The organism is Helicobacter sp. MIT 03-1614 (genome assembly GCF_000762925.2).
Classification (GTDB): Bacteria; Campylobacterota; Campylobacteria; order Campylobacterales; family Helicobacteraceae; genus Helicobacter_C; species Helicobacter_C hepaticus.
In genome coordinates, this window is the sequence record NZ_JRMS02000009.1 from 23,651 (window position 1) to 44,023 (window position 20,373).

The 20,373-nt window shown below is 36.2% G+C and carries 18 protein-coding genes and 1 pseudogene; 8 read left to right on the forward strand and 11 right to left on the reverse strand.

Annotation, left to right across the window (positions count from 1 at the left end):
* The first annotated feature begins 1 nt into the window (after position 1).
* Both flgD and LS66_RS07305 read left to right on the forward strand, forming a co-directional pair.
* On the forward strand, positions 2 to 823 hold the full coding sequence (flgD, locus tag LS66_RS07300; RefSeq protein ID WP_011115027.1) for a flagellar hook assembly protein FlgD: 822 nt from the start codon (positions 2 to 4) through the stop codon (positions 821 to 823).
* Positions 820 to 3,057 (forward strand): flagellar hook-basal body complex protein, encoded by a 2,238-nt coding sequence (locus tag LS66_RS07305; protein ID WP_011115026.1) that lies wholly within the window; start codon positions 820 to 822, stop codon positions 3,055 to 3,057. Before flgD ends, LS66_RS07305 begins: the two co-directional genes overlap by 4 nt.
* Positions 3,058 to 3,059: 2 nt before the next feature.
* Here LS66_RS07305 and LS66_RS07310 read toward each other — a convergent pair whose 3' ends face one another.
* The 5 genes from LS66_RS07310 to argB all read right to left on the reverse strand — a co-directional run bounded on the left by LS66_RS07310 (position 3,060) and on the right by argB (position 5,700).
* A complete protein-coding gene (locus LS66_RS07310) occupies positions 3,060 to 3,446 on the reverse strand; it encodes an alpha-1,2-fucosyltransferase (protein WP_034368054.1) in 387 nt (128 codons plus the stop codon).
* A 100-nt stretch (positions 3,447 to 3,546) separates the two neighbouring features.
* Entirely contained in the window at positions 3,547 to 4,128 is a 582-nt protein-coding gene (locus LS66_RS07315) for an FkbM family methyltransferase (protein WP_011115025.1), read from the reverse strand.
* Positions 4,109 to 4,345: a hypothetical protein gene (locus LS66_RS10205; protein WP_201273672.1), complete on the reverse strand. Its 237-nt coding sequence runs from the start codon at positions 4,343 to 4,345 to the stop codon at positions 4,109 to 4,111. The genes LS66_RS07315 and LS66_RS10205 overlap by 20 nt, the downstream gene beginning before the upstream one ends.
* Positions 4,346 to 4,360: 15 nt before the next feature.
* Complete coding sequence (locus LS66_RS07320; RefSeq protein WP_011115023.1) at positions 4,361 to 4,840, reverse strand: hypothetical protein; 480 nt, start codon at positions 4,838 to 4,840, stop codon at positions 4,361 to 4,363.
* The gene (argB, locus tag LS66_RS07325) at positions 4,837 to 5,700 is read right to left on the reverse strand and encodes an acetylglutamate kinase (protein ID WP_034366463.1); all 864 of its coding nucleotides are present in this window, start codon (positions 5,698 to 5,700) and stop codon (positions 4,837 to 4,839) included. The genes LS66_RS07320 and argB overlap by 4 nt, the downstream gene beginning before the upstream one ends.
* Positions 5,701 to 5,763: 63 nt before the next feature.
* Here argB and LS66_RS07330 point away from each other — a divergent pair, with 63 nt between their 5' ends.
* The 5 genes from LS66_RS07330 to LS66_RS07350 all read left to right on the forward strand — a co-directional run bounded on the left by LS66_RS07330 (position 5,764) and on the right by LS66_RS07350 (position 12,300).
* Complete coding sequence (locus LS66_RS07330; RefSeq protein ID WP_011115021.1) at positions 5,764 to 6,699, forward strand: D-2-hydroxyacid dehydrogenase; 936 nt, start codon at positions 5,764 to 5,766, stop codon at positions 6,697 to 6,699.
* A 43-nt stretch (positions 6,700 to 6,742) separates the two neighbouring features.
* Entirely contained in the window at positions 6,743 to 7,177 is a 435-nt protein-coding gene (locus tag LS66_RS07335) for a YqaA family protein (protein ID WP_034366466.1), read from the forward strand.
* 55 nt (positions 7,178 to 7,232) lie between these two features.
* The gene (gene luxS / locus LS66_RS07340) at positions 7,233 to 7,730 is read left to right on the forward strand and encodes an S-ribosylhomocysteine lyase (protein ID WP_034366467.1); all 498 of its coding nucleotides are present in this window, start codon (positions 7,233 to 7,235) and stop codon (positions 7,728 to 7,730) included.
* Between the two features lie 250 nt (positions 7,731 to 7,980).
* Positions 7,981 to 9,162: an efflux RND transporter periplasmic adaptor subunit gene (locus LS66_RS07345; protein ID WP_011115018.1), complete on the forward strand. Its 1,182-nt coding sequence runs from the start codon at positions 7,981 to 7,983 to the stop codon at positions 9,160 to 9,162.
* 9 nt (positions 9,163 to 9,171) lie between these two features.
* Positions 9,172 to 12,300, forward strand: a complete 3,129-nt coding sequence (locus LS66_RS07350; protein WP_034366469.1) for an efflux RND transporter permease subunit — start codon at positions 9,172 to 9,174, stop codon at positions 12,298 to 12,300.
* 1 nt (position 12,301) lies between these two features.
* On the opposite strand, the gene LS66_RS07355 is transcribed toward LS66_RS07350, so the two are convergent.
* From LS66_RS07355 to LS66_RS07380, 6 genes and pseudogenes are all read right to left on the reverse strand, one after another.
* Complete coding sequence (locus LS66_RS07355) at positions 12,302 to 13,345, reverse strand: GDP-L-fucose synthase (RefSeq protein ID WP_034366471.1); 1,044 nt, start codon at positions 13,343 to 13,345, stop codon at positions 12,302 to 12,304.
* Positions 13,346 to 13,562: 217 nt separating this feature from the next.
* Positions 13,563 to 14,696 (reverse strand): annotated as a pseudogene (locus LS66_RS07360) (DegT/DnrJ/EryC1/StrS family aminotransferase); the annotation flags it as partial.
* A gap of 1 nt (position 14,697) precedes the next feature.
* Positions 14,698 to 15,624, reverse strand: a complete 927-nt coding sequence (locus LS66_RS07365) for a GDP-L-fucose synthase (RefSeq protein ID WP_034366472.1) — start codon at positions 15,622 to 15,624, stop codon at positions 14,698 to 14,700.
* Positions 15,624 to 16,760: a GDP-mannose 4,6-dehydratase gene (gmd, locus tag LS66_RS07370; RefSeq protein WP_034366475.1), complete on the reverse strand. Its 1,137-nt coding sequence runs from the start codon at positions 16,758 to 16,760 to the stop codon at positions 15,624 to 15,626. Before gmd ends, LS66_RS07365 begins: the two co-directional genes overlap by 1 nt.
* 73 nt (positions 16,761 to 16,833) lie before the next feature.
* Positions 16,834 to 18,834, reverse strand: a complete 2,001-nt coding sequence (locus LS66_RS07375) for an FUSC family protein (protein WP_034366478.1) — start codon at positions 18,832 to 18,834, stop codon at positions 16,834 to 16,836.
* A 5-nt stretch (positions 18,835 to 18,839) separates the two neighbouring features.
* The gene (locus tag LS66_RS07380; protein WP_011115013.1) at positions 18,840 to 19,019 is read right to left on the reverse strand and encodes a hypothetical protein; all 180 of its coding nucleotides are present in this window, start codon (positions 19,017 to 19,019) and stop codon (positions 18,840 to 18,842) included.
* Positions 19,020 to 19,153: 134 nt separating this feature from the next.
* Here LS66_RS07380 and LS66_RS07385 point away from each other — a divergent pair, with 134 nt between their 5' ends.
* Positions 19,154 to 20,365 (forward strand): HD domain-containing protein, encoded by a 1,212-nt coding sequence (locus tag LS66_RS07385; RefSeq protein WP_011115012.1) that lies wholly within the window; start codon positions 19,154 to 19,156, stop codon positions 20,363 to 20,365.
* Positions 20,366 to 20,373 lie beyond the last annotated feature (8 nt).

Below are 20,373 nucleotides of genomic sequence, written 5' to 3' on the forward strand. Positions count from 1 at the left end.
AATGGCGATTGATTTAGCAGAAGTTACAGGCAGCGCGGCAAAAATAGCCAAAGAAAAAGAAAAAGTGCGCAATATCAATGAGCTTGACAATGATGCTTTTATGAGATTATTTTTAGAACAGCTTAAAAACCAAGATCCTACTGCGCCTATGGAGACAGATAAAATTATCACACAAACTGCCCAGCTTACACAAGTGGAAATGCAAGAGCAAAATAAAAAGACGATGGTAGAAGTTGCAGAAGCGATGAAAAGCACACAAGAGACGAATAAAGAGCTTAAAGAGTTTCAAGAACAAATGAAACAATCTCTTGAAGCACTTAATCTTGGTATGCAAGAGAGTGCGAAATCAAATGTTGCTACTGCCCAACTCAATGCACTTAATTCTGTTTCTATGATAGGTAAAATAGCAGAAACTGATGTATTTGGTGTTAATGTTCAAAAAGGTAAGGGAGTGAAATTTTCTATTTATTTTGACCAAAAGATAGATGCACAAAAGGGCGACCCGATGGTATATATTTTTAATAGTAATAATGAAATGATAAAAAGCATTTCTCTTAAAGATAGAGCAAACCAAAATGGTTATTTAGAATTTACTTGGGATAGTCTTGATAATCAGGGGCGGCAAGTTGATGATGGCGTATATAATATTCGGGCAGAATATAATCTTGATGAGCATACAAAACAATATCACACTGCTCGTGTAGGTAGGGGCGAAGTGCAAAGTATTATATTTGATAAAGGCTCGCCAATGTTAAGAATGGGTGATATGATATTGCCTCTTGAGAGTGCTATTGAGTTCTACAACAAGGAACATACACTATGAATGGGACGCTTGTTAATTCTTATAGCGGCATAAAAACGCATCAATTCGGATTAGATTCTATCTCAAATAATATTGCCAATGTCAATACAATTGGTTATAGAGAGAATATACCGCAATTTGAAACGCTTTTTGCTAATAATATGGATTTTTTAAATGCAGATTCTCCTATTAATAATGATATGAATTATGGTGCAACCAAATCAAGCAATGCTATTTCTACACGTAGTGGAAGCTATAAGGCAACTGATGGTGAGTTTAATGTCGCTTATGAGGGCAAAGGCTGGTTCATTGTAGGTGAGCAAAAAAGTGGCTCATTTGAAATTAAAGATGATGGCTATGAGAAAAAGCAAAAAAATTATTTTACGCGTGATGGTTCATTTCTACGTGATGGCGAGGGCTATATTGTTAATACAAGTGGATATTATATGTATGGAGTGGATTTAGGCAAGATAGAAGATGGTATTTATACTTCAAATAAAGATGAAGAAAAAGACTTTGAAGCCCTTTCTTCTGGCAAACTCACTCCTATGCATATTCCTCAAAACCTCTATTATCGTCCTGTGCTTACCACAAAGCTTGATGTAAGCACTAATCTGAATAAAAATGAGAATGCAATTTCAGCAGTGGCATTTTTTAAAGATAAAGAAGGCGAGTTTGATGTTGAACGTTTTATGAATACAGATGTAAATGCCTTTGCTGCAGATGATATGCCACTTAATGCTTCAACTTATAAAGAAGTGCGCATTACTATCAATAAAGAAGGTAAGAAAGAAAACTTAATCTTTAAATATGGGGAAGGTGGGGCAGAAGAAGGAGAATTTCATACATTAAATGATTTAAAGAATCTACTTCGTGATAAAGCAGGCTTAGATTTGGAAGTCAGCAGAACTCCAGATGGCAAAGTAGGCGAAAAAGTGAGTTTAGAAATACGCAATAATTCTTATAAGAATCTTGATATTGAAATCGGGGGAAGTTTATTTGAAAAATTAGGCTTTAAAGGCAAAAATGACCATTTTAATAGCGGTGTAGGTGTAAATTTTAATCCAAATAAGGCGTATGAAAAGAATGCTATTGTGCAGTATAAAGGTGCAGTATTTATGCGCACAGGCGAGTTGGGAAAAAGTGAAGATCCTTTTGTAGATAGCGATAATTGGCGCATTCTTGATACCGGAGCACTCCCTGAATGGAATGATAATACAACTTATCTTGAGGGAGATATAGTGGCAAGTGAGGGCAAAATTTACCGCCGTATTAATCAAGCGGGAAATAATCCTATTAATGAAGGAAATTGGGAAGAGCTAGGGAATGCCGAATCTAATCTTCCTTCAAACTATGCTAAAGATACAACTTATCAAGTCGGCGATATTGTCAATTATGATGGGCGCTTATATCGTAAAATAGTAGATAGTGGCTCAAGTGACCCAAAACTTGATAATGTCGGGTGGCAGCAAATATATGGTGATAGTTTTCATAGCGATTTTATCCAAATGCCAAGTTATCAAACTAATGTTGAGATTTATGATGAAAGTGGCAAGAAATTTCTTGTGCAAAGTCGTTATTATATGCTCTCTTCAGGCAATCCTGAATCTTCACCCCCCACAAGAGAGCAATGGGAGGTGCATTCGGCTGTGTTTGACCAACACGGGGAAATTATGGTAAGTCCTGATTATGTAGTACATACTATTGAATTTGATGCTGATGGGAATCCTGTAGCTGAGCCTGTAGAACTTGCATTTGGAGATAAGAGTGTGCAGTATAATATTGCAGGGACAAAAGATTCTAAAAGCTCTAATTTTGTATATAGAGATTCTGCAATTTTGGGTAAAGACCAAGATGGGCGAACTGAAGGGCATTTGCGTGATGTGCGTATTGATAAAGATGGAATTATTTTCTTAGCTTTTGATAATGGTGCATATGAACCTATGGGACGTATAGGGATTGCAGCTTTTGTCAATGACCAAGGGCTTAGAAAAGTAGGTGGAAATCTCTTTGAAATGACAGAAATGGTCGTTAATGGCAATGCAAATACAATTAGTGGGCGTCCAATTTTGGGTTGGGAGGGCTTAAACCTCAAATATGGCTCTGTACTCTATAAACATCTTGAAACAAGCAATGTTGATGTAGGAAATGCCTTAACAGAGCTTATTGTAATGCAACGTGGATATTCAATGAATGCGAGAGCTTTTACTACTGGCGATGATTTGATTAAAGAAGCACTCAATTTGAAACGCTAATACTATAAGGTTACCCATTCTCGTGGCAAAATGAGTGAGGTTTGGTGTAGAGGGTTTGCTTTAGTAAAGAATACACTTGGCGCAATGACTATTTTGTGTGGATTCTCTATGAGGTATGCTGCCCACCAACTAAATGTGGAATTAGCAATGATAGCATTTTCGCAAGAACGCATAAGTTCCATTTCTTGCGCAGCCTTACCCTCATCATTACTTTCTATAAAACTAAACTCAAGTCCTTGTGTAGATATATGTTCATCTGAAGCGGCTTTCTTAGTAAAATGAGATTTACAATAGGGAATGTCGTTGCTAAATATAAACAAATGTGCATTTGGGATATATTGTTTTAAAGTAGCAAATTCCCTCTCATAATAAGATTTGCCAAGTCGCACAAAATGTTCGTTTTGTAAAGTGTTCTAATGCTTTTGCAAAAGCATAGCCAAACATTTGATTGCCAAGTCCGCCCCAAATTGAAACAACCAAATTTAGACCTTACTTAAAAATTCCATATTTTGTGCTGATAGCTACATAATTTGTGGTATCAAATTGCTCACGAGATTCGTTATATGAAGTAATATGATAGAGACGTTGATTAGGCAAGATTCTATAAATATTCATATTATAGGTTTTGAAAAAATACCAAAAGTCTTGAAAGTAAGTGCGTGTGTCAATATTGCACCCACCAAATTCGAAAGTAACCATATCAATTTTATCATCTTCAAACATACCTAAAGCACCATTAAACACATCAAGTTCGTGTCCCTCAACATCAACTTTCAAAAGATGAATGTGTGGAATATGAGCATTGGCACAATAATTATCAAGCGTTATGATACGCACTTGCTCACTTTGAGAAAAATCAATATTATGATGGGTAAGTCGCCTTTTAGTGAGGCTTGCTAGTCCTGAAGCTGGTCCATCAGAATAAAGAGTCATTGTTTGCTCATTTGCACCTAAACCGCAGTTATTGAGATGGACAATGGGATTGTTAGAATGTGTGTTTTGGAGTATGTTGAAAGTATGTTGAGAAGGTTCGAAACAATGAATTTGAGTGTTACTTGCCCCCCCCCCCATTTAAATGCTTCAAACATAAACTTGTGTATTTACCGACATTCGCCCCTACATCAAAAATATATAAAGGTGCATTTTGTGAGGTAAAAGTAGAGGAAGCAATTTTTATTACTTTTTCCTCCCCGCTGTCATTTACAAAAGATCCAGAGCCTATGCCAAGTGAATATTGCAACTTCTTGATAAGTTTTTCTCGCATTCTGATAGGGAATAGTTCAAACATATAAAACTCCTAATGTTAAGATGAAGATGTGTTTTCTTGTGAATATTTTTCTTGATAAGCAAGCAAACGTAGATTCTCTTGATTTAATTCATAATCTTCATCAAATTTTTTGCGCACCACTTGTTTAATAAGTTCAAAGTTATGATTATCTTCTTGATTATCAAACATATCAATAACAAGCGTGTAAAGCTGAATATTTTGCGAGAGGCATTCAAAGGCTTCCTGTCGTTCTTGCATAAAAAGCTCTTCATCTTGCGTGTATTTTTGGAGTTTGATGACAATATGGCTAAAAACGCGCTGAATCAGATGAGGTTTGAGATAATGTTCTAGAATCTGTGGTAGCGTATCAAGACGCGTTTCAAGTTCTTTTTTCTGCATAAAAAGGAGCACAGGTAAAATCATCACAATATTTTCTGTATTTTTATCTGCCGAATGTGCTTCAAGTTTGAGCCATAATCGCTCTAAAAAGCTATATTTATAAGATTGGAGTGTCATTTATCCTGTCCATTGTAAATTTCTGTGCCTATACCTTGCGTGGTAAAAAGTTCTAATAAAAGCGAATGCTCTATGCGTCCATCAATAATATGAGCTTTTTCTACACCATTTTGCACACAATCTACACACGCTTCAAGTTTAGGTATCATACCGCCATTAATTACACCTTGTTTTTGAAGTTGTTTTATATCAGAGGGGGTAAGCGAAGAAATAGGTTCTTTGTTGCTATCTAGCACACCTGCAATATCGCTAAGAAAAATAATTTTTTTTGCACTCAAGGCTTTGGCTATATGACACGCAGCAATATCAGCATTAATATTATAGCCCAAATGTCCCGCACCCTCTCCTGTAGCAATAGGCGCAATAATTGGCACAAAACCATCATTAATAACATTGAGCAAAAAACTAGGATTGACTGCTGTAATCTCACCGGTATAACCAAGAGCACCATTATCTTTTGCTTTTGCTTGAAGTAAATGTGCATCTTTGCCGCTCATACCCACAGCTTTTGCGCCGTGAAAATTCAAAAAAGCAGTTAATTCTTTATTAATCTCTCCACTTAGCACCATTTCTACCACGCGCATACATTCAGCACTTGTTATGCGATAACCATTATAAAATTCACTTTCTATGCCCATAATATCAAGCATTTCATTAATGCGTTTTCCTCCGCCGTGTATAATTACAGGCTTTAAGCCAAGCATATACATTATGACAATATCAAGGGCAAATTTTTCTTTGAGCTGTGGATTGATTTGAGCTGCACCGCCATATTTAATAACAATGATTTGCCCGCGAAAGATTCTAATAAATGGGAGTGAATCTAGTAATATTTTCACAACTCTTGCATTTTTTTGCATATTTTGCGCCTTATTCAAAAATGAAATGTTATTATATCTTAAAATCTAAATAAAGGACAAGTGATGAAGATGGTTATACTTGATGCAGATACTTTAGGTGCGTGTGATTTGAGCGAGATAAAATCATTAGGAGAGGTAGTAAGCTATGGTTTTACCTTGCCAAATGAGCGTATAGAGCGTTCTTTGGGAGCGGAGATTCTTATTACAAATAAAGTAGTGCTTGATGAGAGTGTATTGAGCGCATTGCCTGATGTCAAATTGATTTGCATTACTGCCACAGGTATGAATAATGTTGATTTAGACTATGCAGCAAAAAGAGGGATTGAAGTAAAAAATGTAGCAGGATATTCTACCACTTCTGTAGCTCAACATACTTTAAGTATGGCATTAAATCTTTTAGCGAGATTGCATTATTATGATGAATATTGTAAGAGTGGAGCGTGGGCTAGGAGTAAAATTTTTGTTCATATTAATGGTGGATTAAGAGAAATTGAGAATCTGCAATGGGGTATTATTGGTTTTGGGAGTATAGGACAGCGTGTAGCGAGACTTGCTCAAAGCTTTGGAGCAAAGGTGAGTTATTATTCCACAAGCGGTAAAAATACACAAAGTGCTTTTACACGCAAGGAATTAAATGAGATTCTCTCCCAAAGTGATATTATTTCTATTCACGCGCCGCTTAATGATAAGACAAAAAATCTCATTAATCGCACAAATTTGCCTTTGCTTAAAGATGAGGCAGTGCTTATTAATGTGGGGCGAGGCGGGATTGTAAATGAAAAAGATATAGCCCAAATATTAAAAAGTAAATTGATGTATTTTGCTACTGATGTGCTTGAGAGTGAGCCTATGGAGGCAAATCACCCATTTTTGGATAAAACAATTGCTGATAAACTTCTTATTACTCCTCACGTTGCGTGGGCTTATGATAAGTCAAGAGAGCGATTGCTCACACTTGTAGCACAAAATATTCGTGATTTTTTGACACAAAAAGCATAATTTATAGAATCTTCATAGATTCTATAACTCATAAGCTAAAATTATGGTTGAATATTATGAATATGGTTTAGTCGGCTTATTTTTTATATGTTTTATAGCAAGCACACTTTATCCACTTGGATCTGAAGCTTTTGTCATAGGGTTTGTGGCATTTGGATTTGAACCTTTAAAAGTGTGGATTATCGCAAGTGTAGGCAATACACTTGGGAGCTTAAGCACTTATTATTTAGCATATTATGGCGGAGAGCCTTTTATTACAAGATTTTTCCCCAAAGCAAAAGATAAAATAGCTATCCTTGCTCCGCGTGTGCGAGTTTATGGTTTTATATATGCGTTTTTAGTTTTTATGCCTTTTGTAGGAGATATATTTGCACTTGTGCTTGGTATTATTCGTTATTCGCAGATTTTAAGCATACTTGGTATTGCTTTTGGGAAGATGTTAAGATATGCTGTATTACTTATCCCTTTTGTGTTATGAAATTATTGTTTTGTTGATGTTAAAATATCAATTAAAATAATGTAAGGAGGCTCTTATGCCATTACTTGATAGTTTTAAGGTTGATCATACAAAAATGCCAGCTCCTGCAGTGCGTCTTGCAAAGACTATGCAAACACCAAAAGGCGATACAATTAGTGTATTTGATTTGCGTTTTACGCGCCCAAATTGTGAGCTATTAAGTGAAAAAGGTATTCACACAATGGAACATTTGATTGCAGGTTTTATGCGAGAGCATTTAAATAACACGCGTGTGGAAATTATTGACATTTCGCCTATGGGCTGTCGCACAGGGTTTTATATGAGTGTGGTAGGTGCACCAAATGAATATGATGTAAAAGAAGCGTGGGAATCAAGTATGCGAGATGTATTGCGTATTTGTGATGAAAAAGACATACCCGAGCTTAATATTTATCAATGTGGCACGGCAAAAATGCACTCTCTTAAAGAGGCGCAAGATATTGCTCAAGTAGTGCTTGATAAAGGCGTAAGTGTAATGAATACACAAGAGTTGCTTTTAAAAGATTTTGCATAATTTTAAGCACAAGGCAATAAGGAACAATCCTCATACTTGCTTATAAGATTCTAAAATATTTAAGGTGTAAATTATTACATATATTTTGGAATCATCACATATTAGGTTTATTTAGATTTACTTAAATGCCGATAGGGGATTTTACTTTATATAGTTCATTTTGATTTCACAAACAAGGCTTATGATTGCATATTGCAAAAAAAAAAAAAACGATACAATCGCTCAATTTCATAAATAGAAAGGAATTTTAATGCGTTTTTATAATATCATTTTTGGAAGTATAGCTTTTAGCCTTATGTTAGGCTTTATGGCTTGTTCAGATTCTGATAAGCAAGGTAAAGAAATCCCAAGTCTTAAAGTGGAAACTTTAAATATTGCTCATCAAAATGTAAGCTTGAGTTTTGAATATGCTGCAAGATTAAAAAGTATCCAAAGTGTAGGTGTATATGCACGAGTGCAAGGTGTGCTGCTTTCAAAGAATTTTAAAGAAGGTGATATTGTTCAAGAAGGGCAATTACTCTTTAAGATTGACCCTGCACGTTATATTGCAAAAGTGAATCAGGCTAAAGCACAATGGCAATCTGCAGAGGCAAATTTTATCAAGGCAAATCGCGATTGGAAACGTGTGGAAAAACTTTATAAACAGGGTGTTTATACGATTGACCAATATGATACTTCGCGCTCAAACTTTCTTTCTGCTCAAGCAAATGTGGCAAGCACACAAGCTGCACTTGATGATGTAAAAATTGATTTAGGCTATACTGATGTAGTGGCGACTATTAGCGGTAGAATTGGTATGCGTAGCTATGATGTAGGGAATCTTGTAGGTGCAAATGGACAAGAAGTGCTTACGACCATTACGCAATTAAGCCCAATTTACGCAGAGTTTGCCATTCCTAATACAGATTATTATTTGATGCGTGGATTAGAAAATGCGCGTATTCAGGTTGAATTTGTGCTTGGTAATGGCAAAGTATATGACAAATTAGGCAAACTTGATTTTGTTGATAGTGTGCTTGATGCCCAGACTTCCACAGTTAAAGCGCGTTCAATTGTAGATAATGAAGAACATAAACTCCTACCTAATGAATTTGTGAGAGTGCGCTTAAAGGGTTTTGAAGCTCAAAATGCTATCACTATTCCTCAAAGTGCGCTTTTACAAGATTCTCAAGGCAGCTATGTCTATATTATTAAAGAAGGCAAGGCGAAAATTGCACGTGTTATTCTCGGACAGAATCTGCGAAATAATCAAGTGCTTATTGCAAGCGGATTGTCAAATGGTGATACTCTTGTATTAAACCAACTTTCAAAAATTCGTGAAGGCGTGCCACTTAGCCCAATAGGAGTAGATTCCAAAAAAGCCACAAATGTTCAAGGGGGTGCGCAAGAAAATCAAAACAAGATGCAAGATAAAAAACAAGAGCAAAAATAAGGAGAAGCTATGTCAAGATTCTGTATTAATCGTCCTATTTTTGCAATGGTGCTCTCAATCGTCATTACACTTGTGGGTTGTATTTCAATGTTTGTTTTACCCATAGAGGAATATCCACAAGTAGTGCCAAATGAAATTATGGTGCAGGCTACTTATAGTGGTGCAAGTGCAGAAGTGATGGCAAATACGGTAGCAAGTATTATAGAAGATAGTATTAATGGGGTAGAGGGTATGCTCTATATGAAATCTTCTTCAACTTCAAGTGGTGTAATGAATCTGAGTGTATTTTTTAGTAATGATACAAATGCAGATATGGCATTAGTCAATGTAAGTAATCGCGTTCAAGCAGCTCTTGCCCAATTACCAACAGAAGTGCAAAGAGTGGGGATTACTACGCGTAAAAGATCTTCTACTATGCTTGGAGTATATGCGATGTATTCAGATAATCCTGCCTATACTGCAACTTTTGTAGCAAACTATGGTATTTTAAATGTTATTAATGAGCTTAAACGTGTGCCCGGAGTAGGTGATGTAACTCCTTTTGGAACAAGAGATTACTCAATGAGAATCTGGCTTGATATTGATAAACTCTCACAAAATAATCTCACGCCTTCAGAAGTGGCAAAAGTCATTGCCGAACAAAACTCACAATTTGCAGTAGGCTCATTTGGTAAAGAACCAGTGCGCAGTGATATTGCCTTTACTTATTCTGTAACAACACAAGGGCGATTTGTAAGCGCAGAGGAGTTTGGAAATATCATTATCCGCTCAAATAATGATGGTTCAGCTTTGCGTCTTAAAGATGTGGCAAAAATAGAGCTTGGAGCAAAAGATTATAGCGTAAGCCCATTATTTAATGGCAAAGATGCCGCAGCATTTGGTATTGCCCTGCAACCCGGAGCAAATGCACTTGATGTCGCAGATAATGTAGAGAAAAAAATGAAAGAGCTCTCACAAAATTTTCCCGAAGGGCTACATTATAAAAATGTTTATAATACAACTGATTTTGTGAAAATTTCTATTAAAGAGGTAAGAAAAACTTTTATTGAAGCTATCGTGCTTGTAGTCATTATTATGTATTTTTTCTTGCAAAATTTCCGCGCAACTATTATCCCTGTAATTGCTATTCCCGTATCAATTATTGGCACATTTGCAGGAATGTATGCGCTTGGATTTTCAATTAATCTCCTCACACTTTTTGGGCTTATTTTAGCTATTGGGATTGTTGTTGATGATGCGATTATTGTGATAGAAAATGTAGAGAGAATCTTGCATACTGAAAAAAAGGCAAATGGCGAAAAATATTCGGTAAAAGAGGCTACCCTTAAAGCTATGGGTGAAATTCAAGGACCGGTAGTGGCTATCGTGCTTGTGCTTTGCTCGGTGTTTATTCCTGTGGCGTTTATTGGTGGCTTTAGTGGGGCTATTTATAAGCAGTTTGCCATTACTATTGTTATTTCAGTTGTCATTTCTGGCTTTGTAGCCCTAACACTTACTCCCGCACTCTGTGTATCTATCCTTAAGGCAAAAGAACCAAAACCATTTTATATTGTAAAGAGATTCAATGATTTTTTTGATTGGCTTACGCATAAATTTGGTATGCAAATAGGAAGAGCATTAAGGCGAGGCTCAGCTCTTTTACTTTGTTTTGTGGCAATTATTGTGGTTACTTGGGGGTTATTTTCACGATTACCGAGTTCTCTTGTGCCAAGTGAAGATAAAGGAAGTATGATAAGTTTTATTCAGCTGCCACCCGCAGCTTCACTTTCTCGCACCACTACAGAGGGTAAAAAAGCTTTGGCTATTTTAGAGCAAAATCCAAATGTGGATTATAGTTTTTTAATTTCAGGCTTTGATATGCTTGCAAGTGCAGCACGCTCTTCTGGGGCAGTGATTTTTGTAACGCTTAAAAATTGGAGTGAGCGAAATGAGAGTTCTTTTGAGATGGCTAAAAAGATGATGGGCGTATTTAATGCTAGTCTTGATGCCTTTTCCCTTGTAACTACCCCACCAGCGATTATGGGCTTATCCACGGTGGGCGGCTTTGAGATTTATATACAAGATAGAAATGGTGGAAGTATTAAAGACTTAGAAAAATACGCAAATCTTCTTGTGATGGAAGCTAATAAGCGTAAAGAGCTTGTTGGCGTGCGAAGTCTTTTTAGTGCAAATATCCCACAATATCATCTTACCCTTGATAGGGAGCGTGCAAAGGCAAGTAATGTCAATATTGATGATGTATTTACCACTATGCAAAGCACTTTTGGGCAGTATTATGTTAATGATTTTAATCTCTATGGCAAAACTTATCAAGTAAATGTTCAAGCACAAAGTGAGTTTAGAGAATCTCCAGAAGATTTAAGTCGCATTTTTGTGAAATCAGGCAATGGCGATTTAATCCCTATTAGTGCGCTTGTGCATTTTGAGCGTGTTATTGGACCAGATATTGTAGATAGATTTAATCTCTTTACAAGTGCAAAAATTGTTGGCAATCCTAATGAGAGTGAGGGGTATTCAAGTGGTGATGCGTTGCGTGTGATTGAGCAATTAGTAAAAGAAGTGTTGCCAGAAGGTTATACTATTGCTTATTCAGGCACAAGTTATCAAGAGAAAAATGCGAGTGGCACAGGCGAGATTGCATTTATATTTGGGCTTATCTTTGTATTTTTGATTCTTTGTGCCCAATATGAGCGATGGCTTATGCCGCTCTCTGTGTTAAGTGCTGTGCCATTTGCTGTTTTTGGTGCAGTAGTAGCGACAACATTGCGCGGACTTGATAATGATATATATTTTAATATTGGATTAGTTATGCTGATTGCCTTAAGTGCTAAAAATGCAATTTTAATCGTTGAGTTTGCCCAGCATTTACACGAAAAAGAGGGTAAGGGCATTATGGAATCTGCCATAGGTGCTGCAAAATTAAGATTCCGTCCTATCATTATGACTTCACTTGCTTTTAGCATAGGTGTGCTTCCTTTAGTTTTAAGCACAGGAGCGGGAAGTGCAGCAAGACACGCTATTGGCACAGGTGTTATTGGCGGAATGATGGCGGCAACATTTATAGCAATATTTTTTATTCCGCTTTTTTGGAGTTATATTGCAAGGTTAAGTCAATGGCTTAAAAATAAAATGAGCTAAATTATTTAAAGACTTTTTGATATGTCTTTAAAATTCCTTCTTTGAGCGAATATGTATGTTTCCAACCCAAAGAGTGGATTTTGCTTACATCGCTTAATTTGCGCATTGTGCCATCGGGTTTGCTAGTATCAAAGCAAATCTCCCCTTTAAAGCCCACAATCTCTTTGATTAAATACGCTAAATCTTTGATAGAAATATCCTCGCCTGTGCCGATATTAATCTGCGTATTGCGGATTTGTGTAGAATCTTTTGTATATAAATCTTGAAAATTAAGATTTTGCATAATAAACACGCACGCGTTTGCCATATCATCGGCATATAAAAATTCTCTTCTAGGATTCCCGCTACCCCAAATTTCCACAGAATTAGGTTGGATTCCAAAGTGGTGGAGATAATTTTTAGCTTCCTCAAAATTTCGCATTTTAAAGTCTCGCAAGATTTCATCTTGCTTATTTTGATGATAAAGTTTAGCAAGATGTATTTTTCTAAGTAATGCAGGCAGAACGTGAGAATTTTCTAAATCAAAATTATCATTGATTCCATAAAGATTTGTTGGCATTGCGCAAATAAAATTTGTGCCATATTGGAGATTATAAGATTCGCACATTTTAAGTCCTGCAATTTTGGCAATCGCATAAGGCTCATTAGTGTATTCTAGCTCACTTGTGAGTAAAGAATCTTCAGAAATGGGTTGCGGGGCATTTTTGGGATAAATGCAAGTTGAGCCAAGAAAAAGCATTTTTTTCACACCACTTATATACGCATTGTGGATAATATTATTTTGAATGGCAAGATTTTCATAAATAAATTCCGCTCTATAAGTGTTATTTGCTAGAATCCCACCCACTTTTGCCGCACATAAAAATACATATTCAGGCTGCTCTTTGGCAAAAAATGCACTCACACACTCTGATTGTGTCAAATCTAGCTCTTTATGGGTTTTAATCAGTAAATTAGTATAACCTTGATTTTGAAGTTCTTTATAAATTGCACTCCCCACAAGTCCTCTATGCCCTGCAACATAGATTTTAGAATCTTTTTGCATTTGCTTCCTTTAAAATTGTGTAGATTAAGAGCGTGGGTTTAGATTGATTAAAGTAAGCGCATATATAAATATGCAATAAGCAAGCTATAAGGATTTTTATTTGGGCTTTTGCAAAATGAGAATGGGGCAAAAAGATACAAACAAAAGCAGTATAAAAGGCAACAAAGGAGAGGAATCTATTTAATGCCCCCCCCCCGATACTCTCTGCTAAATGCAAAATGTAAGGTTCTACATTAATATGGTGATTTCCTATAAAAAATCCATTTTTATGCAAAATTTTCGCATTTTTTAGCTCACCAAAAATTTCATAATCAAAATATTTCATTACTTCATTTTGTGTGAAATCTCCCGTAACAATCGGGCGGTATTCAATATTGTTTGCCTCTAGCTTTTGTATCACTTCTTTTCTTGTGAGTGCAGAATCTGGCTTGATTATAAGAGAGAATCCAAACCAAGAGCTAGAACCTATTTCCTTTTGAATAATAAAATCGGGGTGATTTGCAAAATACTTTTGGAATATTTTTGCATTTTCTCTGCGATGTTTTAAAAAATGTGGCAATTTTTTAATCTGCTCTATGCCAATAGCCCCGCTCATTTCCACTGGACGCACATTATATCCGGGTAAGATAAAGCGAAAAGATTCGCTAAACCAATCCTCACTTTTGGGTGCAACTAAATTGTCTTTGGGTAAATTCCTTGTCCAGCCGTGTGCCCTCAAGCAGAGTAAAATATGATAAAGCTCTTCATCATCTGTTATGACAAATCCGCCTTCCATTGTTGCAATATGATGAGAATAAAAGGTTGAGAATGTCCCCATAACACCAAATGTCCCTGCTTGTTTGCCCTCAAATTCCGCCCCCATAGACTCGCAATTATCTTCTAAAACAATGATATTCTTGCCCTCAATGAGTTTAAAGATTGTGCTAAAATCATTAGGATTCCCTAGCAGATTCACACACATTATCATCTTTGTTTGCTCACTGATTGCCTCTTTTAAAGCTCCCAAATCATAATTAAGCGTATGCAAGTTTATATCTACAAATTTTAGCTTCAACCCATATTGATACAGAGGATAATAAGTCGTGCTCCAAGAAACTGCAGGAACAATGACTTCATCGCCCCTTTTAAGTTTAGGATTTTTGGTATAAAAAAGTGCAGCAGTGGCGATGAGATTTGCCGTAGAGCCCGAGCTTGTCATTACTGCGTATTTTGAGCCTATAAATGCTGCAAAATCTCTCTCACACTCTGCCACTTTCTCACCCATTGTGAAAATACCATTTTTCACAACTCCTTGTATAGCATCTAACTCTTTATTATCCCAAGTTGATGAGGCTAATGGATAATTTTGCATTTTATTCCTTTCCTTGTTGTGTTAAAAAATATTCATAGGTTTTTTGGATTCCACTCTCAAGTGTTGTTTTTGGATTCCAACCAAATGCTTTTAAGCGCGTATTGTCAATGAGTTTTTGCTGCATTCCGCTAGGTTTTTGTATATTGTGGCAAAACTCTCCCTCGTATCCAATTATTTTAGCGATAGTTTGATAATATTCATTGATGTTATAATCATATCCTAAGCCGACATTGAGGTTTTGTGGCATTTTTTCAAATTTTTCTAGTGCATAAAAGACAAAATCTGCTAAATCTTCCGCATACATAAATTCTCTCCTTGCACTTCCATCGCCCCAAATCTCTACTTCTCTTAAATTTTGTTGCTTAGCATTATGGATTTTTGCAATCACGGCGGGGATTAAATGCGCCCTTGTGGGTTCAAACTTATCATACTTGCCATAGAGATTGCACGGAATCGCAGTTTTATATAAATAGCCATTTTGCGTTCTCGTGATGTATTCGCACATTCTTGTAGCAAGAATCTTAGCTAGGGCATAACCCTCATTTGTTGGTTCTAACTCCCCTGTTAAAATATATTCTTCTTTGAGAGGATTTGGCGCATTGCGTGGATACATACAAGAGCTTGCGAGATTTAAAAACTTCTTGATACCTGTTTTCACACTTTCATTGATGAGATTTAGCCCTATATAGGCATTTTCTGATAGAAACTCAACAGGTTTTGCGATGTTTGCAGCGATACCTCCCACAAGCCCGGCGCAATGCACAATACAATCAGGCTTATTGTCTTTTAAGAATCTCTGTATGCTTGAAAGTGAGAGTAAATCCATTTGCGCTCTTGTGGGTAAGAGAATCTCATAAGAGAGACTTTGGGATTTCTCTAAGAGATTGCGCCCCACCATTCCGCTTCCGCCTGTGATTAAAATCTTCATTATTCAAAATACCGCATAATTTTGTATCCACCTTCTTTGAGATACACATCTTTGCGCATTAGTTTTAAATCGCTCTCCATCATATCATTGACTAAATCTTTCAAGTCAAATTCACGATTCCAGCCTAACTCTTTTTCAGCTTTGCTTGGGTCGCCAAGGAGTAAATCTACTTCTGTGGGGCGAAAATATCGCTTATCTACCGCAACAACTTCTTGTCCGATTTTAAGATGCTCTAAATTTAATCCAAGACTTGCTGCTTTAGCAGAATCTAATGCACTTACAACGCCTTTTTCATCTGCGCCACTTCCTTGAAATGCTAATGTGATACCACAATAGGCAAATGCTAAACGCACAAAGTCTCTAACTTGTGTCGTTTTCCCTGTGGCAATCACCCAATCCTCTGCCTTTTCGTGTTGTAAAATTAACCACATCATTTTGACATAATCCTTTGCGTGTCCCCAATCGCGTTTAGCGTCTAAATTGCCAAGATAGAGCTTATCTTGTAGATTGAGCGCAATTTTAGAAGCTGCGCGTGTAATTTTACGCGTTACAAAGGTTTCACCTCGCACGGGGCTTTCGTGATTAAACAAAATTCCATTACACGCAAACATATTATAGGCTTCTCTATAATTCACCGTAATCCAATACGCATACATTTTCGCCACTGCATAAGGAGAGCGGGGATAAAAGGGCGTGCTCTCGCTTTGAGGAATCTCTTGCACCTTGCCAAAGAGTTCAGAGGTAGAAGCCTGATAAATGCGCGTTTTGTCAATAAGATTTAAGAATTTTACTGCTTCTAAGATTCTAAGCGTGCCTATTCCATCGGCATTTGCAGTATATTCGGGTGTTTCAAAGCTTACAGCTACGTGGCTTTGCGCGGCGAGATTATAGATTTCATCAGGTTGGACTTCTGCAATCAAACGCGTGAGATTCATAGAATCTGTCATATCGCCAAAATGCAAGTAAAATGGAATTTTCTTATTATGATGTCCATCAAAGAGATGATCGATTCTATCGGTGTTAAAAAGTGAGCTACGCCTTTTAATGCCGTGAACTTCGTAACCTTTATTGAGTAAAAATTCACTCAAATACGCTCCATCTTGCCCTGTAACACCTGTGATTAATGCTTTTTTCATTCTTAACCTTTTATTTTAATATAAAAATTAAAAAATGTATTGTAGATTAGGTTTGCTTAAATCTCAAAACACCTTATTTACCAAGTGTGGTGTGCAAGAAGTTATAAACGCGATTTTGTAGTTCAAAAATCTCACGCACAATAGGATAGATAGATTCATCTTTAAGCAAGAATCGCTCATCTTCATCTGTTTTGAAATAATAAGGCTGAGATTCTATCATTGCACAAAGCATTTCATAACGCACACGAAGGGCTTTTAAGTCATTGTTTAAAAGTGTCTCAAGCTTTTTTTCTCTATCTATTACCCTTTCACAAAGCATAATAAGAGATTCTTTAAGTTGATAAAAATCCCGCATAAGTTCATCAAAAAGCTTTAAGGTATGAGGTGAGTAAAGTTTTTTGTCATTTTGACTTTGCGTGATAAGCAAGGAGAGCTCATCAAGGCTTCGCACAAGTTTATTTTGCCCTTCAAGCACTTTACTTTGAGATTGTTCTAAGTCTAAAGTGAGTGTGGCAAAATGTTCAAGACAAAGCTTTATTTGGGGTAGCAAATCATCAGCACTATATCGTGGATAGAGTATTTTAGAGATAAAAAAGGCAAATAAGAATCCAAGTAAAATATCACTAAAGCGATAGGCGATAAGTTCAATGAAATTATTATCCACAAGGGCAAACATTAATACAAATTCAAGCATAAGCACCAAAGACCATAGCACAAAAGGATAAGTTTTAAAATAAATAACTAAAAAAAGATTGAGCACAAAGATGATATACAACAAAGGAGAATCCCAAGCTATAAATACTAAGCTCACACCAAGCAATAACCCAATGAGACTTCCAAGTATAGAATCTTTGCCCAATGTCTTAATAGTGCCGATGTTTGGGTGCATCATTGTAACTACCCCAAGTGCAATCCACGCGCCGTGATTAATCTGAAAAAATTGTGCAAAAAACATAGCAAGTCCGATTGCTCCTGCATATCGGATACCATAAAGCAGTGGATAGGGATTATGCGCAAGAGCATCGCGCATAATCTTTAGAGTTTTTGGAGTAGTATTTTCAACAAAAGCTTGAGATTGTAAAGAAGAAAGTCGCGTAAAAGATTCTATTTTGGAATAAAATATTTTAAGAGCGTTAATCCATTCTGAATCCGCATTATGTTCCATAGCATTGAGGAGGGATTTTTTTGTAATAGAGGGCTTTTTGCCATAAAAAATATGTGAGAGTTCATAAAGATTGCTTGTCATTTCTTCTTGTGCTTGAATAAGCAAAGTAGAGTGATGATGTAAAAAATAATAATTCATTAAATCAAGCACATAGCATACACTTTCAAGTTTATAGAGATAAAAAAGTGCACGTTTATGGTTTTTGATAAGATGAGCATCTTTGATTTTAGCAGAGGCAGAGGTAAGCTTAGACTTAAGCAAAGAGATGTGATTGAGTGTTTGAGTTTTGATTGTATCATAATCTTTTGTGCCAAGATTCTCACTCATCATTGAAAGTTCAAAGAGCATAGCAACAAATTGTGTTTGAATAAACTTACCATATTGTCCAAAAGAAATAAAAAGCCGTATGCCTATGCTCACACTTCCGCCGATAAAAGCCGCAACTACACACTGCCATAATGAGATTTCTGGGTGAGAGCCCGCATAAATATTTGCTACAAGCGCGCTAATGAGTGCAAGAGTGAGCACTTTTGGCAAATCGCTATCATATACTTCGCTTATCCCAATCCCAAAGGCAAGAATCATAGAAGGGATTATAAGCCAAAGGCTTTCTTCCCATATGCCAAAAATAGGTATAAGCGCGCATACAAAGGCAACAAAAAGCACAAGATATTTCCAATCCATATCTTTATTGCTTCTAAAGCCGTTGAGGAAAAATACATACATTCCCATCATTACAGACCAAATAAGCACTTGTCCGCCAAGAAGAGTGTAGCATATCGTTCCACTAATACAAATTGCAATCATTGCCTTAATGGCATAAATAAGTCCAAAGAATCCTGCATCATAGACATAAATAAAGCGTTTAAAAATGAGATTATGTAATGATGAAAACAGATGTAAGTGCATAGAGATTATTTTTTATAATAATCTCCACTTGCGCTAATACACTGCTGTGTGCATTGATTATTATTGCAAATCGTGCGACATTCTACACTTTGAAAATTACCTATAGGCTTTTTTTGTTTTGCACTACACGCACTCAATATACCTATTGAAAAGGCAATGTATATAACAATACTGATATATTTCATATTCTATCCTTTGATATTTTGTTCTCTTGCTTATGTTTTAAGCATTTTTAATACCATATTTTCTTAAGGCAAAATCGGCTACAATCATAGATTTATGAGTCATTTCTAAGACTTGGTGTCTTAAGGGAGGGATAATGTCATATACATCTAAAATTAAAGCCCCTCGTTTGAGTGCGGGATTATTAAAGAGGATTTTTGTTGCTGCAAGTATTCGCCGTTGGAATGACCAAGCTACACCAGTAGAATTTGTGGAGCTTGATAAGCAAGCGCATAAAATTGTCATTGCTTATATTTTGGCAAAATATGAGGAGAATCTCGGTAAAAGTGTGGATTGGGAATCTTTAATATTACAATTTTGTTTTGAATTTTTTGAGCGCATTGTTTTGACAGATATTAAACCACCTGTATTTCACAAGCTAAGAGAGACGCATAATAAAGAACTCGTTAAATTTGTGTGTGAATGTTTGGAATGTGATTTGAAAGACTATGAGTTTTTCTCTTCTATGGGGGAATATTTGCTTGGTTCAAAAGACAGCTTGGAGCGACAGATTCTTAAAGCTTCCCATTATTATGCGTCTAAATGGGAGTTTGATATTATTTATCATTTTAATCCTTTTATGTATGATGTGCAAAATATCCGAAATATCATCAATAAACAAGTTGAAGAGCATTATCATCTTGCAGGTATGCAGCAGATTATGCTTTATGAGAATGTGCGTGAGCTTGTTGCTATGTTTGGGCAGCTTAGATTCCAAAAACGTTGGAGTCAAACACCTAGGATCCCAGCTACTTCAGTCTTAGGGCATACACTTATTGTAGCTTTAAGCGCGTATTTGGTGAGTTTTGACATAGGCTGTTGTGAGAAAATGCGGATTAATCATTTTTTGTGTGGATTATTTCACGATTTACCAGAAATACTCACACGCGATATTATTTCGCCTATTAAACGCAGTGTAAAAGGGCTTGATAGACTTATTAAAGAGATTGAAGAAGAAGCTGTAAAAAAGAAAATTCTAGCGATTGTGCCACCTAATATCGCAGAAGATATTATTTATTTTACGCAAAATGAGTTTGCTAATCGCTATATTATTGAGCATTTTCCTCATAATGCTACAAGTGGTGAAGAACTAATGGATAAATTCAATCAAAATGAATACAATGGCATATATGGGGAGTTTCTTAAAGTATTTGATAATTTAAGTGCGTATTTGGAAGCAAAAATCTCTATAAGCCACGGCATATCAAGTGATGATTTAATAAATGGAGCGCAAGGTATTTATGATAAATGCGCCCAAAAAGTGATAAGAGGTGTAGATGTAGGTAAGATCTTTAGGGATTTTGCTTAATGAATATA

Bases quoted from the DNA above. Each gene is read 5' to 3' on its own strand.
- LS66_RS07320 (WP_011115023.1), bottom strand. From the start codon at position 4,840: ATGACACTCCAATCTTATAAATATAGCTTTTTAGAGCGATTATGGCTC.
- LS66_RS07355 (WP_034366471.1), bottom strand. From the start codon at position 13,345: ATGCAAAAAGATTCTAAAATCTATGTTGCAGGGCATAGAGGACTTGTG.
- LS66_RS07350 (WP_034366469.1), top strand. From the start codon at position 9,172: ATGTCAAGATTCTGTATTAATCGTCCTATTTTTGCAATGGTGCTCTCA.
- LS66_RS07335 (WP_034366466.1), top strand. From the start codon at position 6,743: ATGGTTGAATATTATGAATATGGTTTAGTCGGCTTATTTTTTATATGT.
- LS66_RS07365 (WP_034366472.1), bottom strand. From the start codon at position 15,624: ATGAAGATTTTAATCACAGGCGGAAGCGGAATGGTGGGGCGCAATCTC.
- luxS (WP_034366467.1), top strand. From the start codon at position 7,233: ATGCCATTACTTGATAGTTTTAAGGTTGATCATACAAAAATGCCAGCT.
- LS66_RS07315 (WP_011115025.1), bottom strand. From the start codon at position 4,128: ATGGGGGGGGGGGCAAGTAACACTCAAATTCATTGTTTCGAACCTTCT.
- gmd (WP_034366475.1), bottom strand. From the start codon at position 16,760: ATGAAAAAAGCATTAATCACAGGTGTTACAGGGCAAGATGGAGCGTAT.
- LS66_RS07375 (WP_034366478.1), bottom strand. From the start codon at position 18,834: ATGCACTTACATCTGTTTTCATCATTACATAATCTCATTTTTAAACGC.
- LS66_RS07345 (WP_011115018.1), top strand. From the start codon at position 7,981: ATGCGTTTTTATAATATCATTTTTGGAAGTATAGCTTTTAGCCTTATG.
- LS66_RS07380 (WP_011115013.1), bottom strand. From the start codon at position 19,019: ATGAAATATATCAGTATTGTTATATACATTGCCTTTTCAATAGGTATA.
- LS66_RS07385 (WP_011115012.1), top strand. From the start codon at position 19,154: ATGTCATATACATCTAAAATTAAAGCCCCTCGTTTGAGTGCGGGATTA.
- LS66_RS07305 (WP_011115026.1), top strand. From the start codon at position 820: ATGAATGGGACGCTTGTTAATTCTTATAGCGGCATAAAAACGCATCAA.
- LS66_RS07330 (WP_011115021.1), top strand. From the start codon at position 5,764: ATGAAGATGGTTATACTTGATGCAGATACTTTAGGTGCGTGTGATTTG.
- LS66_RS10205 (WP_201273672.1), bottom strand. From the start codon at position 4,345: ATGTTTGAACTATTCCCTATCAGAATGCGAGAAAAACTTATCAAGAAG.
- argB (WP_034366463.1), bottom strand. From the start codon at position 5,700: ATGCAAAAAAATGCAAGAGTTGTGAAAATATTACTAGATTCACTCCCA.
- flgD (WP_011115027.1), top strand. From the start codon at position 2: ATGGCGATTGATTTAGCAGAAGTTACAGGCAGCGCGGCAAAAATAGCC.